12 protein-coding genes and 1 tRNA gene are annotated in these 16,448 nt (G+C 67.2%); 3 read left to right on the forward strand and 10 right to left on the reverse strand.

The features are described from left to right. Positions 1-5 precede the first annotated feature (5 nt). Entirely contained in the window at positions 6-1,304 is a 1,299-nt protein-coding gene (locus tag FG94_RS15515) for a sugar MFS transporter (protein WP_036213364.1), read from the forward strand. Positions 1,305-1,332: 28 nt separating this feature from the next. Here the strand turns inward: FG94_RS15515 and trmB are convergent, their stop codons facing one another. Then, the gene (gene trmB, locus FG94_RS15520; protein WP_036213366.1) at positions 1,333-2,013 is read right to left on the reverse strand and encodes a tRNA (guanosine(46)-N7)-methyltransferase TrmB; all 681 of its coding nucleotides are present in this window, start codon (positions 2,011-2,013) and stop codon (positions 1,333-1,335) included. A 158-nt stretch (positions 2,014-2,171) separates the two neighbouring features. On the opposite strand from trmB, the gene FG94_RS15525 reads away from it, so the two are divergent. Further along, positions 2,172-3,287, forward strand: coding sequence for a succinylglutamate desuccinylase/aspartoacylase family protein (locus FG94_RS15525; RefSeq protein ID WP_036213369.1), 1,116 nt, complete (start codon positions 2,172-2,174; stop codon positions 3,285-3,287). On the opposite strand, the gene FG94_RS15530 is transcribed toward FG94_RS15525, so the two are convergent. Together FG94_RS15530 and FG94_RS15535 are read right to left on the reverse strand one after the other, a co-directional pair. Beyond that, positions 3,277-3,933 (reverse strand): DUF6064 family protein, encoded by a 657-nt coding sequence (locus FG94_RS15530; protein WP_036213371.1) that lies wholly within the window; start codon positions 3,931-3,933, stop codon positions 3,277-3,279. The genes FG94_RS15525 and FG94_RS15530 overlap by 11 nt on opposite strands. Continuing rightward, complete coding sequence (locus FG94_RS15535; RefSeq protein WP_036213373.1) at positions 3,930-4,841, reverse strand: aldo/keto reductase; 912 nt, start codon at positions 4,839-4,841, stop codon at positions 3,930-3,932. Before FG94_RS15535 ends, FG94_RS15530 begins: the two co-directional genes overlap by 4 nt. 97 nt (positions 4,842-4,938) lie before the next feature. Between FG94_RS15535 and FG94_RS15540 the strand changes: the two genes are divergently transcribed. Then, a complete protein-coding gene (locus FG94_RS15540; protein ID WP_051996767.1) occupies positions 4,939-6,204 on the forward strand; it encodes a sialidase family protein in 1,266 nt (421 codons plus the stop codon). Positions 6,205-6,247: 43 nt separating this feature from the next. Here the strand turns inward: FG94_RS15540 and FG94_RS15545 are convergent. From FG94_RS15545 to FG94_RS15575, 7 genes are all read right to left on the reverse strand, one after another. Continuing rightward, positions 6,248-6,321 (reverse strand) — tRNA-Gly (locus FG94_RS15545). A gap of 103 nt (positions 6,322-6,424) precedes the next feature. After that, positions 6,425-7,450: a TraB/GumN family protein gene (locus FG94_RS15550; RefSeq protein WP_036213376.1), complete on the reverse strand. Its 1,026-nt coding sequence runs from the start codon at positions 7,448-7,450 to the stop codon at positions 6,425-6,427. 84 nt (positions 7,451-7,534) lie between these two features. Then, positions 7,535-9,577: a methyl-accepting chemotaxis protein gene (locus tag FG94_RS15555; RefSeq protein ID WP_081926019.1), complete on the reverse strand. Its 2,043-nt coding sequence runs from the start codon at positions 9,575-9,577 to the stop codon at positions 7,535-7,537. Between the two features lie 15 nt (positions 9,578-9,592). Further along, the gene (locus FG94_RS15560) at positions 9,593-10,390 is read right to left on the reverse strand and encodes a TorF family putative porin (protein WP_036213378.1); all 798 of its coding nucleotides are present in this window, start codon (positions 10,388-10,390) and stop codon (positions 9,593-9,595) included. Positions 10,391-10,567: 177 nt separating this feature from the next. Further along, the gene (locus FG94_RS15565; protein WP_036213380.1) at positions 10,568-12,037 is read right to left on the reverse strand and encodes a UdgX family uracil-DNA binding protein; all 1,470 of its coding nucleotides are present in this window, start codon (positions 12,035-12,037) and stop codon (positions 10,568-10,570) included. Beyond that, on the reverse strand, positions 12,034-13,263 hold the full coding sequence (locus FG94_RS15570; RefSeq protein ID WP_036213382.1) for a putative DNA modification/repair radical SAM protein: 1,230 nt from the start codon (positions 13,261-13,263) through the stop codon (positions 12,034-12,036). The genes FG94_RS15565 and FG94_RS15570 overlap by 4 nt, the downstream gene beginning before the upstream one ends. A 320-nt stretch (positions 13,264-13,583) precedes the next feature. Next, a complete protein-coding gene (locus tag FG94_RS15575) occupies positions 13,584-16,343 on the reverse strand; it encodes a pitrilysin family protein (RefSeq protein ID WP_036213384.1) in 2,760 nt (919 codons plus the stop codon). Between the last annotated feature and the right edge of the window lie 105 nt (positions 16,344-16,448).

Here is a 16,448-nt window from a genome sequence, read left to right on the forward strand (position 1 = left end):
ACACCATGGCCCTCCCCACTCCTACCAGCACCACCGCGGCCCCCGACAAGGATGGCGCCCAGGCCGCCGTGCCGCAAAACGCGGCCAGCCTGCAGACCTTCGTCTTCGCGCTGTTCTTCGTCTTCGGCGGCATCACCAGCCTGAACGACGTCATCATCCCCAAGCTGAAGGACCTGTTCACGCTCAGCTACGCCCAGGCGATGCTGGTGCAGTCGGCCTTCTTCGCCGCCTACTTCTTCGTCTCGATCCCGGCCGCCGCCATCGTGCAGCGCCTCGGCTACATGCGCACCGCCGTGGTCGGCCTGGTCACGATGGCCCTGGGCTGCCTGCTGTTCATCCCGGCGTCCTACTCGGGCGTGTTCGCCACCTTCCTGCTGGCGCTGTTCGTGCTGGCCTCGGGTATCACCATCGTGCAGGTGGTCGCCAATCCCCTGATTTCGATGCTGGGCAAGCCGCAGACGGCCTCCAGCCGCCTGACCTTCGCCCAGGCCTTCAATTCGCTCGGCACCACCGTGTTCCCCTATGTCGGCGCGATCCTGATCCTGGGCTCGCTGGCGACGGTCGATGTCTCGACCCTCAACGGCGCGGCGCTCGACGCCTACCGCCAGGAAGAAACCCGGGTGGTGGTGAACACCTACATCGGCCTGGCGATCGCGCTGGCCCTGCTGGGCGGCGCGGTGTGGATGAACCGCCACAAGCTGGTGGAGACGGCGGCGCCCTCGGAAAACATCCTGCACGCGTTCGATCTGCTCAGGCAGCCGCGTTTTGCGCTGGGCGCGCTGTGCATCTTCCTCTACGTCGGCGCCGAGGTGGCGATCGGCTCGATCATCGTGAACTACCTGATGGAATCCCACGTGCTGGGCCTGAGCGCGGAGGCGGCGGGCAAGCACGTGCCGCTGTACTGGGGCGGCGCCATGGTGGGACGCTTCATCGGCGCCGCGCTGCTGCGCATGTTCTCGCCCGGGAAAGTGCTGGCCTGTGCCGCCACGGTGACGATCGCCTTGCTGCTGGTGTCCGCGAACAGCACCGGCGCGGTGTCGGGCTGGTCGCTGCTGGCCATCGGCCTGTTCAACTCGATCATGTTCCCGACCATCTTCACGCTGGCCTGCGAAGGACTGGGCAAGCGTACGGCGGAAGGCTCGGGCGTGATCTGCGTGGCGATCGTGGGCGGCGCCGTCGTGCCCCTGCTCATGGGTCATACGGCTGACGTGGCCGGCCTGAAGATGTCCCTGGTCGTGCCGGCGCTGTGCTATGCGGTGATCGTGTACTTTGGGCTGTACGCGCGGCGAGCGCATCGCGCATGAAAAAACGCGCCGTTCGGCGCGTTGTTTTTCACTTCTTGACGAACACCAGGTCCCAGACGCCGTGGCCCAGCTTGAGGCCGCGGTTCTCGAACTTGGTCAGCGGCCGGTAGGCCGGCTGCGGCGCGTAGCCTTCAGCCGTGTTCTGGAGCAGGGGCTCGTTGCCCAGCACTTCCAGCATCTGCACCGCGTAGTCTTCCCAGTCGGTGGCACAGTGGATGTAGCCGCCCGGCGCCAGCTTGTCGCACAGGACCTTCACGAACGCCGGCTGGATCAGGCGGCGCTTGTTGTGGCGCGCCTTGTGCCACGGGTCCGGGAAGAACACGTGCACGCCGGCCAGCGAACCATCAAGGATCATGTGGTTCAGCACCTCGACCACATCGTGCTGGATCAGGCGCAGGTTCTCGATGCCCTGCTCACCGATCTGCTTGAGCAGGCTGCCCACGCCCGGGGTGTGCACCTCGACCCCGATGAAATCCTTCTCCGGCATCAGGCGCGCGATGTGCGCGGTGGTGTCGCCCATGCCGAAGCCGATTTCCAGGATCACCGGCGCCTTGCGGCCGAAGGCCTGTTCCAGGTCAAGCGTCTCCTTTTTATACTCGATCAGGTACTTGGGACCGAGCTCCTCCAGCGCGCGCGCCTGGGCGGTCGACAGGCGGCCGGCCCGCGTGACGAAGCTGCGGATGCGGTGTTCGGTCGGATCGTAAAGCATGGAACGCGCCGGGCCGGGGGTGGGCTTTTCAGAGGACATGAGGAATGATAGTGAGGAAAAAACGGCTGTCATTATAGCCCAGCCGGGAGCGTGCGAAGCCTCCCGGCGGAATCGCGGATAATCGTGCTTTATCCATGCCGAGCCCAGGAAGCCTGTCCATGCAATCAGTAAAACACCCGATCGCTGTCGACGAGAACGTCGCCACCGCCCACCTGACTTCCTTCCATTACGGCAGCCCGGGCACCGGTAAAAAGGTGTACATCCAGGCCGCCGTCCACGCCGACGAGGTGCCGGCCATGCTGGTGGCGCACTTCCTGCGCCAGGAACTGGAACGCCTGGACGCTGAAGGCCGGATCAAGGGCGAAGTCATCCTGGTGCCGGCGGCCAATCCGATCGGCCTGTCGCAGGTCATCCACGGCACGCCCTTCGGCCGCTACCACCTGACGACCGGCACCAACTTCAACCGCTTGTACAGGCACGTGGCGGACGAGCTCAAGAAGTCGCTCGAAGGCAAGCTCGGCAGTGACGTGGACGCCAACATCGCCCTCATCCGCGAGCAGGCCCGCGACCAGATCAGCCTGTGGGAACCGCATGACGACGTCGAGACGCTCAAGAAGACCCTGCTGTCGATGGCGATCGACGCCGACATCGTGCTCGACCTGCACTGCGATAACGAAGCGCTCATGCACATGTACACCGGCACCCCGCTGGTGGAAAGCGTGGAGCCGCTGATGGCGCTGCTGGGCGCGCGCGTGCTGCTGGTCGCCAAGGCCTCGGGCGGCGAAGCCTTCGACGAAGCCTGCAGCCGCCTGTGGTGGGACCTGGCCGACCACTTCGAGGGCACGGCGATCCCGCCCTCCTGCATCGCGGTCACGGTCGAGCTGCGCGGCGAGAACGACGTGCGCTACGACTACGCACGCCAGGACGCTGCCGCCCTGCTGCAGTACCTGGGCCATGCCGGCGTGCTCGACATCCCGCTCGATCCGCTGCCGGAAACGCCCTGCCGCGCGACGCCGCTCAATGCCGTCGAGCCCTTGGCCGCACCGCATGCGGGCGTGCTGGTCTTCCACAAGAAGCTGGGCGAGCTGGTCGAAGCGGGTGAGCCGGTGGCGGACATCGTCAACCCGGTGAGCGGCCAGGTCACGAGCTTGTGCGCGGAGCATGCCGGGCTGCTGTTCGCGAGCACGGCGCACCGGCACCTGCTGCGCGGGATGCACGTGTGTAAGATCGCCGGGACGGAATCCTTCCGCTCGGGCGACCTGCTCAGCGCCTGAACTTCCCCCACACCACGGCGCCCAGCGCAAGCAGCGCCGTTACCGCCGGCCACCAGGGCCGCGATGCATTCAGCTCGAGCAGCGTCGCCGTGCTGGCGGCACACCACAGCAACGGAATCACCCACAGCGACCAGGGCGCGCGCCAGAACATCAGGACGCCGAGCGTGAGCATGGCGGTCGGATCGGGTGCAAAGCCGAAGACCTCGGCCTGCCACCAGCTGCGGCCATACAGTGGCGCCAGCAACGGGTAGCCGGCCAGTACGAGCAGCACGAGAAGGAAAGCGCCGCCCGCCGCACGTGTCATGAACTCCGGCGCCGGCGGCGCCTTCCAGGCCATCCAGGCATGCAGCCCGGCCTGCAGGAAGAAGGCGGCAGCGAAGTACGGTGCACCGGTGTTGATGTCGGCATAGCGCTGCAAGTGGTAGGCCCAGCCCACCCACAGCCAGGCTGCGCCAAGCAGCGCGAAAGTGACCCGCGCGCTGGCCAGGCGCCGGTGCGCGATGCCGCCCAGGATGACCGCACCCGCGGCGAGCGCCAGCAGCTGCAGCGGCCACCACTCGCGGTTCATCAGTTCGAACTGGCGGTAATAGGTCCGCGCCGAGAACATCAGGAAGTCCGACAGCGAGTACGTCCACCACTCGCTCATGCCAGCCTTTCGACGTCCTGGACGATGCGGCGGCGCAGCGCCTCGTCCGGCAGCGATCCGGTCGCGGCCAGCATGTTCTCGCGCACGTGGGCGACGCTGGAGGTGGCGGGAATGGCGCAGGTGACGCTCGGATGCGCGACGATGAACTTGAGCAGCGCCTGCGCCCAGCTGCTGCAGCCGATCTCCACGGCCCAGCCGGGCAGGCGCTTGCCTGCCAGCGCCCGGGTCAGGTCGCCTTGGCGAAACGGCCGGTTGACGATCACGCCGATGCGCCGCTCGCGCGCCAGCGGCAGGATGCGCTGCTCCACTTCGCGGTCGAGCGCGTTGTACCAGACCTGCACGAAGTCGATCGGCTGGCTCGCCATGATTCTCTCGATCTCGCCGTGCCGGCGCCCTTCGGAGGTGGTGATGCCGACGTAGCGCAGCCGCCCTTCCCGCTTCATCCGCAGCAGCATCGGCAAATGCGCTTCCCAGGCCAGCAGGTTATGCACCTGCAGCAGGTCGAAGCGCGGGATTTGCCACAGCCGGCGCGAGGTTTCAAGCTGGGCCGGTCCCTGGGCGCCGTCGCCGGTCCACACCTTGTCGGCGGAGAACAGCTGCGCGGGCTTGAGCTTGCCGACCGCTTCGCCGATCACCTCCTGCGCCGAGCCGTACATGGGCGAGGAATCGATGAGCCGGCCGCCGCCGGCGAAGAACTGGCGCATGACAGCCGCGCACTCGGCGCGGGCTTCGGGATCGCGCCCGACGTTGAAGGTGATCCAGCTGCCCAGGCCGACCACCGGCAGCTGCTCGCCGGAAGAGGGAATGGCGCGCGTCAGGATCGCGGGACGACCCTGGGCATGGGCGAAGGCCGGCAGGGCCAGCAGCGAGGCGAGCACGCGGCGGCGTGATCGGGAAGCGAGTTGCATGCGGGCGCTCCTTGGCGGATGGGACGAGTAGCATCGAGCATACCGCGCCGGCGCCGGGCGCGGCGCATTCCCTGCCGGCGCTGCCTGGAGGAACCCGATGCGACGCCACATTCGCACCCGCCTGCTCGTTGTCGCCGCGCTGCTGGCCTGCGTGCCGGTCCGGTCCGCGCCCGAGCGGGACGCCATGCATTGGCTGCCCGTGCAGGACGTCGCCAGCGGCGGCGGCACCAAGGGCCCATGGCGCCAGAACGATTCGCAGTACGACTACGTGGACGACGGCACCCTCGCCTCCCTGCCCGGCGGCGGCCTGGCCGTGGCCTGGGTCGACCAGCGCCGCAAGGAAGTGCTGCTGCAGGTGCTCGGGGCAGATGGCCCCGCACGCGCCGCGCCGGTGGACGTGTCGCGTAGTCCCGCTACCTTTTCCTGGATGCCGCGCATCGCGGCGGGTGACCCGGACACGCTGCACCTGCTCTGGCAGGAGATCATCTTCTCGGGCGGATCGCATGGCGGCGACATCCTGTATGCGCGCTCGCTCGATGGCGGCCGCAGCTTTTCCCGGCCCGTGAACCTGTCGAGTTCGCTCGGCGGCGACGGCAAGGGGCGCCTGGACCGCGATACGTGGTCGAACGGCAGCCTGGACCTGGCGGTGGGCGCGGACGGCAAGGTCTACGCGGCCTGGACCGAATACGATGGCGCCCTGTGGCTGGCGCGCTCGCGCGACGGCGGGCGCAGTTTCACGCCGCCGCAGCGGATCGCCGGCGACGACAAGCGTCCGGCCCGTGGCCCGTCGCTTGCGCTTGGCGGCGGCAAGGTTTACCTGGCATGGACGGTGGGCGAGGATCCGGACGCCGACATCCGCGTGAGCAGCTCGCTGGACGACGGCGCCAGCTTTTCTCCGCCGGTCCTGATCGGCGCCAGGGCAGCGCGGGCCGATGCGCCGCGCCTGGCGTTTGATCGCGACGGGCGGCTGCATCTCGTCTATATGGAGCAGACGGGGAAGCAGCCGGCGGCGATCCGCAATGCGCGCTCCGACGGCCCCGAGCTGGCGTTCGGCACGCCGCGCACCCTGTCCACGCGGGGTGAAGCGGCGATGGCGCCGCAGCTGGCGATCGATGCGCACGGCCGCGTGCATATCGCATGGGAGTCGGCGAAGGGGCTGCGCTACAGCCGGGATGGCGGCGCCCCGGTCACCGTGCCGCACAGCGGACCAGCTGCGGGAGCACGCCAGGGCAGCCAACAAGGCATGCTCGGCAAGAAGCTGGCGGCCGGCGACGGGATGATTGCACTGGTCAACAGCAGCCTCGCCCAGGGTCACGGCAGCCGCGTTTGGGTGATGCGGGGACGCCTGCCCGATTCGCGCTGAAGAGTCGGCGGCGTGACAGCTTGGGGGATGGGATACTGAAGACTGGAGCGGGTGAAGGGAATCGAACCCTCGTCGTAAGCTTGGGAAGCTTCTGCTCTACCATTGAGCTACACCCGCGTTGCCTGCATTCTACGCGCGTTTGCCGCGCTTTGACAAATTCTCAATGCCGCGCGTAGCCGGCGCCTGGCCTGCTTTCGCGCTGCATCAAACCTGCTGCTGCCTACTCCGGCTGCTCCACCGTATAGCCCTTCGCCGCCAGCGCCGCCATCAGGCCCTTCGGATCGAGCAGGTCCTTCATCGCCAGTACCGCGAAGGTCGAGCTGTTCTTCGCCAGCGCGGCCTCCGCATTGGCGAGCCACATGGCACGGTGGCGCTCTTCCGCTCCCTGGAAGGCCGGATGGTCGCGCAGCACCGCGCTGTTGCGGATCGCGTTGCTGCAGCTTTCCTGCTCGTTGAAATCGAGCTTGCGGATGGCGTCGATGTCGCCCTTGGCCCAGGCGTTGGCGCGCACGCGCATTGCATCGATATCGGTTTCCAGGCGTTTCAAGGTGTTCGAGAAGCAGGCCACGTCGTCGATCTGCGATTTCTTGAAGTCCTTGATCAGCTGGCGCGGGTTGTCGATCTTCACTTCATTGACCGTCCGGGTCACCTTGAGCTTCTTCTGGTCGACGATCTTCTCGACCTGCTTGCGCACATCGGTGCTGTTGGTCAGGCTGGCCTGCTTCAGCGCGGCGCTGAACAGCTCATTGGCCACGAAGATCGGCCGGTCGCGCTCCTTGTTCTTGGGCAGGTATTTTTCCTTGAGCGGCAGCCAGCGCGCGTAGACCTCGGCCGGGAGCACATCGCGGAGCTGGGCGTCGTCCGGATTCTTGTTGACGCCGATGAGGCTGGGCAGCGCCAGCGCCATTTTGAAGTAGGACGCCTCGACCTTGGTGACCGGCGGCGCCAGGTATTCCTGCGAGCGGCCAATCACCGCTTCGACCTCGTGCGAGCGCCAATCCATCTTGACCGGCAGCGGAGAATAGGTCCCGAAGATCCACAGCACGTGCTCGTCCTTCGAGACCTTCCACATGCCCGGACCGGGCTTCTGGCCGACCACCAGGATCTGTTCGGGCGCGGCCGGCGCCTCGTCGCTTGACGCGGCGGTCGTTGCCGCAGGCGCTGCGGCAAGGTCGGCGGTCTGGGCAAACGACGGCGCTGCGCACAAGGCCAGGCACAGCGCCGGCAGGATTGCAAATTTCAGCATCAGGACACCTTTGTTGTTGGTTGTCCGTCAAGCTTAGCCCTGCAATATGAACCGGAACTTAACAGGCTTGGGCTACCCTCTTTTTCATGCCGCCTGCATGAGGCGCTTGGGAGCGGGTGCCGCCAGCTTCGACCGCGCGGCCAGCTGCGGCTCGCTGTCCTCGAGCTTGAACTCGCCCACCAGCGCCACCAGGGTGGCCGCCTGCTGCTGCAGGCTTTCCGCCGCGGCAGCCGCCTCCTCGACCAGGGCCGCGTTCTGCTGGGTCACGCCGTCCATCTGCACGATGGCCTGGTTGACCTGGCCGATGCCGGTGCTCTGCTCCGCGCTGGCCGCGCTGATCTCGGCGACGATGTCGCTGACGCGGCGCACGCTCGACACGACTTCGTCCATCGTCTTGCCCGCTTCCTCGACCAGCATGGTGCCCATGCTGACCTTGTCGACCGAGTCGCCGATCAGGGTCTTGATCTCCTTGGCGGCGGCGGCGCTGCGCTGCGCCAGGTTGCGCACCTCGGTCGCCACCACCGCGAAGCCGCGGCCCTGCTCGCCCGCACGCGCCGCTTCCACGGCGGCGTTGAGCGCCAGGATGTTGGTCTGGAAGGCGATGCCGTCGATGACGCCGATGATGTCCACCACCTTCTTCGAGGCGTCGCTGATCGAGGCCATGGTGCCGACCACCTGGGACACGACCTCGCCGCCGCGCGTGGCGACCTCGCTCGCCGACTCGGCCAGCTGGTTGGCCTGGCGCGCGTTGTCGGCGTTCTGCTTCACGGTGCCGTTCAGCTCTTCCATCGAGGCCGCAGTTTCCTCGAGCGCGCCGGCCTGCTGTTCGGTGCGCACCGACAGGTCGGCGTTCCCCTGGCGGATCTCGCTGGATGCCACCGCCACGGCGTCGGAGCTGCTGCGCACGCGCGCCAGCACGTCCTGGATCTTGGCCACGAAGACGTTGAAGCCGCGGGCGATGTCGGCCAGTTCGTCGTTGCCCTTGACGGCCAGGCGTGCGCTCAGGTCGGCGTTGCCGCCGGCCAGGTCGGTCATCGCCTGGCCCAGCACGCGCAGCGGACGGGTCAGGCGGCGCAGGACCGTCACCATCACCAGCGCGGCGGCCGCCGCGCACAGTACGGCGACCAGCGCCGCATAAGCGGCCAGCTCGCGTGCCGGGGCGGTCGTCACGCTCTGCGGGAAAGCCAGTGAAATGGCCCATGGCGCCATGTCCTTGCTGACCTGCAGCGGCTGCAGCACGTGCACGATGCCCTGCTCGTCGAGGTACTCGTAGGGCTTGCCCTGCTTGACGGCTTCCAACGCCGCAGCGGGCAGGTCCTCCGCTTTCTTGCCGTTGCGGGAGGTGTCCTTGTGGCTGGCGTACATGCCGCCGTTCGAGATCAGCGCCAGCGTGCCCTTGTCCATGATCTTCATGTTGGCCAGCATCGTGCCGAGACCGGTGAGCGGGAAGTCGCCGGTGAAGGTGCCCTTGAACTGGCCGTCCACCATGATCGGCGCCGCCAGCGTGGCGATCGCCTCGTCCTTGCCGTTGATCCGGTACAGGTAAGGCTCGGTGAAATGGGCCCGGCCGGTCGCCTTCGGCACGTCGTACCAGTCGTTGCCGCCCGGGGTGGTGACGAACACGATCGGCTCGACGTTGACCTTGCCTTGCGGGCTGCGCGTCCAGTAAGGCATGTAGCGGCCGGTAGCGTCGTACAGCGGCGCCTGGCCGGCAAACTCGGCATCCTTGCCGTCCAGCGCATTCGGCTCATAGGCGGCGGAACTACCGATGAAGTCTTCCGAACCCACCAGCGTGGCGCGCACCAGGTCGGCGACCTGGGTGCGCGTCAGCGCCTGCCCGCCGGCCTGGGTGGAGGCCAGCACGGAGGCCGCGCTTTCCAGCGTCGCCAGGTTCGCTACGACGCGGCTCTTGAGCAGCGCCGAGGCTTGCAGGGTCAGCGTCCGCGCCTGGCGCATCGCGGCTTCCTCGGCGCTCTGGCTGTTCTTGACCGCGATAAAGCTCGATGTCACGCCCAGGCTAGCCACCACCAGCAGGGTGGCGGTGACGCAGATCTTGGCGCTCAGGGACAGGGAAAAAAATCGGCGCGATGCATGCTGTGCTTGATGCGCTGCCTGGTGCTTGTTCATGGTCGTCTCTCGTTCTCAGAATGTACGGGCGACGCTCGCGGCGAACGTGCCCTTGGCAGGATTCGAATAGGCGACGGCGCCGTCGCCGCGCGGCACGCCCGTCGTGTAGCGCTTGTAGGCATCGGTGGCGCCCCACGCGCGGGTCCAGGCCGCGGCGATGCTCCAGCCGCCGTCGAAGGTCCTGGTGACACCCGCTTTGGCATCGCGCCAGTCCCAGATGGCGTTGCCCTCTCCCGCCACGCGTCCGTCGCCGACGTGCAGGTTGAGCACGTAGCCGCCGCCCAGGTCATGATTCAGGCCGACGTCGAGGTAGCCGGTGCCGCGCGCGTTCGTAATGCCGAAGAAGTCGCGCGACACCGTGCGGTAGTACTTCGCGTAGAAGGATTGGTAGCCCAGGCCGGGCACGACTTCGGTGTAGTCGTATTTGGTGCCGGTGGCGCCGATGCGTGCGCCCGGATAGCGGTAGTGCATGAGGTTCAGGCTGACGCCCAGCGGCCCGAGCGTGCCGGCGTAGCCGCCGTACAGGTCCCATTCGACGCGGCCGCCCTCGATGAAGCGGTCGCTGACGGTCGAGGTCCAGGTGCCGAGCGACCAGCCGCTCTGGTGCGCATAGTCGATGCCCGCCTGCAGCGCGGGGCGGCCCCAGGTCTGGCGCATGCCGCGTGAGACGTATTGCGAGCTCAGGGTGACCGTGGTGCTGATCGGCAGCGTGGCCGACGGCGAAGCGCTGGCGGCGTCATCGCCGCCGGCCTGGGCGGGCATGGCCGCCACTACCAGGCAAGCCGGCAACAGCAGGGAAAAGGGGGAAGTCATGGTGGTCTCGTCGTTATCCGGCGAAGGCCCACATGAGGTCCTCCGCTCACTCAGCAATTAATGCCGTAAGGAAATTCTACGAGAGATTGTGAATATTCACGAAAATGTGGCGTGTTCGATAACGGGATTTTTCACCCATCTGAGTCGCCGGCGCAACATTCGATAAATCCGGTAGATTTACTCCGGCTTCGGCAGGTCGGGCCGCTCGAGCAGTTCCTGCGCCAGTTTCAGCCCCTTCACCATGACCGAAAAGGCTTCGTGCTTGGACGCTTCGTCCGGCACCCGCAGCACGTACGAAGGGTGGTAGATGGTCACCAGCCAGCAGCCGTCGATGCGGACCGGCTTGCCGAGGAAGTCCTTCAGCGCCACCGTGCCCTTGCGCATCACGGACTTGAGCGCGGTCGCGCCCATGGCCACGATCACCTTCGGCTTGACGGCCGCCAGCTCCTTCTCCAGCCAGTAGTGGCAGGCCTCGATCTCGCGCTGGACCGGGGTCTTGTGCAGGCGGCGCTTGCCGCGCGGTTCCCACTTGAAGTGCTTGACGGCGTTGGTGAGGTAGATGGCCTTGCGGTCGACCTCGGCCTGGGCGAACACCTGGTCGAGGAGTTGTCCGGCCGGGCCGACGAAGGGCTTGCCGGCCAGGTCTTCCTGGTCGCCCGGCTGCTCGCCGACGATCATGATGGGCGAGCGCTTCGAGCCTTCGCCGCCGACCGCCTGGGTGGCGTACTGCCACAGCTCGCAGCGCCGGCACTCGTCGAGTTTCGACGGCTGCTCGCGGTCGGGCTGCGCGGCTTCGGCGCTGATCGGGATCGTGGCGCCGCTCTTGCGGCCGACCGCCTCGACCTGCCCGATCTTGCGCGCCCCGAGTTCGGCCTGGCTCACCAGCGAAGGCACGATCGCGCCTTCCGGCAGGTTCTTCCAGAAGCGCGAAGGGATGTGGCTCTGCATCAGCTGGGCGTTGACGCGCGCCGGGTTGAAGATGCTGCGGTAATAGGTGAGCCAGAGCGCCTCGCCCGCGTCATCCAGCTCGGCGGCGCTCGACATGAGGGGCCCGGTATTGTGCAAGGTGTGGCCGTCCCACAGCACGCTGGCCTCGGGCGTGGCGATCATCCAGCTGACCTTGCCCATGCGGGCCACGAAGTGTTCGGCCACCTGGGGCAGCACGTCGTGGCGCGGCTCGAACCAGGCGACGAAGCGCGGGTCGCCCGCATTTTGCGGACGCTCGCGGAATCGGATGTAGGCATGCATGTCGTGCTCCTCGCGGCGCACCGCCTTGACCATGCCGTGCAGGCGGCTGCCGTCCGGATCGGCGGGCGACTGCACATCGTGCTCGCCATGCGTCCAGCGCCACAGCACGCGGTAGAGAAAAGCCCAGCGGTCCGGAGCGCGGAAGCACGCGGCTTTCTGCAGCATCTCCAGCAGCGATCGCGGCACGCGTGCGGCCGGCGGTCCTGGCGATTGCGCTTCCTGCAATCGGGTGCCCTGATTATGGTCCGGCCCGGACGCGGCCGGCGCACCTGAGAACAGGTCGCCGCCCTCAATGGAGCCCCAGTTGGCCGCCTCGGGTGGCACCCCGGCCCGCAGCAACCCGCGCGCCGCGTCGCGCCACTCGGCGAAGCTCGTCACCGCGGTGACGCCGGCGCTCATGCCGCCTGCAGTTCCGGCCACAGGTTCATCTGCTCTGGCGCGTCGGCCAAGTGGCGCCGCAGGAGGTGGGAACTGGCCGCGCCCTGCACCGGCTTGTAGTCTGCCGTGACGATGAAGGGCGCCAGCTTCTTCATGCTGCAGCGCAGGCGCGACAGGTCTTCCCAGCGGATGCGGCGGATGCGGCGCAGCTCCACGATGCGCTTGGCGTTGCGCATGCCGATGCCGGGCACGCGCGCGATCATGGTTTCGTCGGCGCGGTTCAGGTCCATCGGGAAGTGCTCGCGGTTACTAAGGGCCCAGCCCAGCTTGGGATCGACGTCGAGCGCCAGGTTGCCGGATTGCGGCATCAGCTCGCCCGCGGTGAAGCCGTAGCCGCGCAGCAGGAAGTCGGCCTGGTACAGGCGGTGCTCGCGCAGCAGCGGCGGGGGCGCCAGCGGCACGCTCTTCGGGCTTTGCGGGATCGGGCTGAAGGCCGAGTAGTACACGCGCTTGAGCTTGTAGCTGCCGTAGAGCGTTTCGGCGGTGTTCAGGATGGTGTGGTCGTCGCTGGCGTCGGCACCGACGATCATTTGCGTGCTCTGCCCGGCCGGCGCGAAGTTCGGCGCCTTCGGTTCCTCCGCCTTTTCGTCGAGCTTGCGGCGGATCGAGCCCATCGCCAGCTTGATGGTGTGGACGTTCTTTTCCGGCGCCAGGCGGGTCACGCTGTCGTGGGTCGGCAGCTCGATGTTGACCGACAGGCGATCCGCCCAGCGCCCCGCCTCTTCGATGAGGAGCGGGTCGGCGTCGGGAATGGTCTTGAGGTGGATGTAGCCGCGGAACTTGTGCACTTCGCGCAGCTGGCGCGCCACCGCCACCAGCTGCTCCATGGTGTAGTCGGCCGACTGGATGATGCCCGAGCTCAGGAACAGGCCGTCGATGTAGTTGCGGACGTAGAAGTCATGGGTGAGCTTGACCACCTCTTCGACCGAAAAGCGCGCGCGCGGCACGTTGGAGCTGCGCCGGTTGATGCAGTACTGGCAGTCATAGATGCAGAAGTTGGTGAGCAGGATCTTGAGCAGCGAAACGCAGCGGCCGTCCGGGGTGTAGCTGTGGCAGATGCCCATGCCGGTGGTGGCGCCGAAGCCGTCCTTGTCCTCGGACGAACGCTTGGGCGCGCCACTGCTGGCGCAGGACGCGTCGTATTTCGCGGCGTCGGCCAGGATTTCCAGTTTGTCCTTGAGTTCCATCGCATGCCTTGAACTGTATGGGCATACAGTATACTATCGCGCGCGTATGCACAGGGTCGATGGGGCCAAGTGTGCGTGCTTTGCGCCGGTTCAATGCTGGGACATGGGTGCAAGCGGGTGGGTCAGTACGCATGCGAATTGGGTTCCGGCCTTCGCCGGAACGACGGTTTTGAAGCTGGTGGAATTGAAGGAGCGCTAACTCCAGGGCCGCTCCCTTGGCACGTCATCCCGGCGAAGGCCGGGATCCAATTTCGCTGCGCAGAGATGGGCGTAAAAAAGCCCGGTTGAAAAACCGGGCTTCCCGTTACAGCGAGCTCAGGTCAACGAAGGGGCTTCCCATCCGCGTCGACAACCGTCACCTCGCCCCACCCCAGCGAACGCACGCCCGCCTCGATCTTGCGCAGGTCGCCGATTACCATCCACACCGCCTCGTCCGGCTTGATGAACTTGGACGATGCCGCCGCCAGCTGCTCCGGCTTGAGCGCGCGCACGTTCGACGCATACCTGGTCCAGTAGTCGTCCGCCAGGCCCAGGTTGACGGCGTCCAGCCCTGCCGCCTCGAGTGCAGCCAGGGTGGAGAAGCGGCCCGGCAGGCGCGACGTCATGTTGCGCATGATGCTCTCGTACTCGGTGCCCACCAGCGGACGCTCGCCGGCCACGCCGCGCAGTTCCTTGGCTACCTCCCGCATCGCCTCGACCGTCTTGTCGGTCTGCACCGGCGCGATGATGTAGAACGGACGCTGGCCGCGCACGTCCGGCAGGCGGGCCTGGGTGCCATAGCTCCAGTGCTTGTCCAGGCGCAGGTTGCGGTTCAGGCGCGAGGTCGCGATGCCGCCGAAGTTGGTCATCACCGGCTCCATCGCCAGGTCTTCCGGCTGGCCGTTGGCCTGCGACACGTGGGTGGCGACGATGGTCGACTGCGGCGCGTCCGGCTTGTCCACCAGGATCAGGCGCTTGCCCCGGGTCGGCGGCACCGTGGCCATCTGCTTGGCCGGGGCGCTGCCCTGCTGCCACTTGCCGAAGCTCGCTTCCAGCGCCGGCAGCAGCTTGTCCATGGTGGTGTCGCCGGCGACGATGATGGTGGCGCTGCCCGGCTTGAACCAGGTGCCGTGCCATGCCATCAGGTCGTCGCGGCTCAGGCCCTGCACGCTGCCTTCGAAACCGGAAGCCGGCTTGCCGTAGGCATGCTCGGCACCGTAGAGCAGCGATGGAATCAGGCGCAGGGCCAGGCTGTTCGGCTGGGCCTTTTCCTGGCCGATGGCGGCGATGCGGCGGCTCTTCGACAGCGCGAACTGGTCTTGCGGGAAGCTCGGGGTCAAGGCGGCTTCGGCCATCAGGGCCAGCGAAGGCGTCAGGTTGGCACTGGTCGCCTGCAGGCGCACCAGCGACTGGTCCTGGGAGGTGCCGGTGCTCAGGCGCGCGCCCAGGTTTTCCAGCGCGTCCGACAGCGCGAAGGCGTCACGGTTTTTGGTGCCCTTGTCCAGCAGGTCCAGCGCCAGCGAGGCGGCGCCGGCCTTGGCGGCGGTGTCGGAAGCCGCGCCGGCATCGACCGCCAGCGAGACGTTGACGATCGGGGCGGTGTGACGCTCCAGCAGCACGACCTTCAGGCCGTTCTTCAGCTGGGCGCGCTGCAGCGCCGGGAAGGTGACGTCCGGCGCGTCGCCCAGCGCGGGCAGCTGCTTGCGGTCGAGGGTCGACTTGGTGGCGGCCAGCTTGGCCGACGGCCGCACCGTCATGGTGTAGTGGTTGGCGCGCAGCCAGCGGTTGGCGGCGGTCTTGACGTCCGCCGGGGTGCTGGTGGCGAACAGCTCGAGACGGTCGAGGTAGGCGTCCGGCTTGCCGCCGTAGGTCTGGCTCTCGGCCAGCACGTCGTTGCGGCCGCCCATGCCGCCCACGCGCTCCAGGCTGCGTGCGAAATCGGCCAGGTCGCGGGTCTTCACGCGTTTCAGTTCAGCCTCGGTCGGGCCCTTGTCGAGCAGCTCGGCCACCACGCGCTCCATCTCGCGCTCGACCTCGAGCGGATCGACGCCAGGCTTGACGGTGACCGACAGGTTGAAGGTGCCGCCCAGCTCCGCGTCATTCACATAGGCCGACACGCCGGTCGCCATGCCCTTCTCGTACACCAGGCGCTTGTCCAGGCGCGCGTTCTTCGAGCCGGCCAGCACGCCGGCCAGCAGGTTCAGGCGCTGGGTATCGGCATCCTTCCACGAGGAGGTGTGCCAGCTGCGGTAGATACGCACCTGCGGCACGTGGTCTTCCATCTCGTCGCGGATGTTGCGGTCCAGCTGGGGGATCCATTTCTCGGTACGCGGCAGCGGCGGGCCCGGCGGGATCGCGCCGAAGTACTTGTTCACCAGCTCATAGGCGCGTTCCGGCGTGATGTCGCCGGCCAGCGAGATCACCGCGTTGTTCGGGCCGTAGTAGGTGCGGTACCACTCCTTGATGTCCTCCAGCGAGGCGGCCTGCAGGTCTTCCATGTAGCCGATGGTCGACCACGAATACGGGTGCGAGTACGGGTACATCTTGGCCGAGATTTCCATGCGCACGCGGCCATACGGCTGGTTCTCGCCCTGGCGCTTCTCGTTCTGCACCACGCCGCGCTCGCGCTCCAGCATCGCCTGCGAGATGTAGTTGCCCAGGAAGCCCATGCGGTCCGATTCCAGGAACAGGGTGCGCTCCAGCGCCGACACCGGCACGTCTTCGAAGAAGTTGGTGCGGTCGACGTTGGTGGTGCCGTTGCGGTTGTTCGCACCGAGGTCGTCCATCGCCTCGCGGAAGCCGTGCGGGTAGTTCTCGGAACCGTTGAAGAAGAAGTGCTCGAACAGGTGGGCAAAGCCGGTCTTGCCGCGCTTCTCGTTGCGCGAACCGACGTGGTACCACATGTTCACGCCGACCACCGGCACGCTGTGGTCGGTGTGGACCAGCAGGGTCAGGCCGTTGGGCAGCACGAATTTCTTGTGGTCGATGCTGTAGGCCTTGCGGTCGAAGACGGTTTGCTTCGTGGCGGGTGCGGCGGCGTGGGAAGGCAGGGCTGCTGCGGCTGCGAGACCGAGCAGGAGGGGCAGTGCGAGTTTTTTCATGGCGTCTCGTGGACAGGTTGTTGTATGTATGCGTCCCGTCGAATCACGCGTCGGTTGGACGCGCGGTCGGCACAGCCGACCACCCTACAGGAAACGCCGGGCTTG

Origin of the sequence: Massilia sp. LC238 (assembly GCF_000735635.1) — a bacterium.
GTDB lineage: Bacteria > Pseudomonadota > Gammaproteobacteria > Burkholderiales > Burkholderiaceae_D > Telluria > Telluria varians.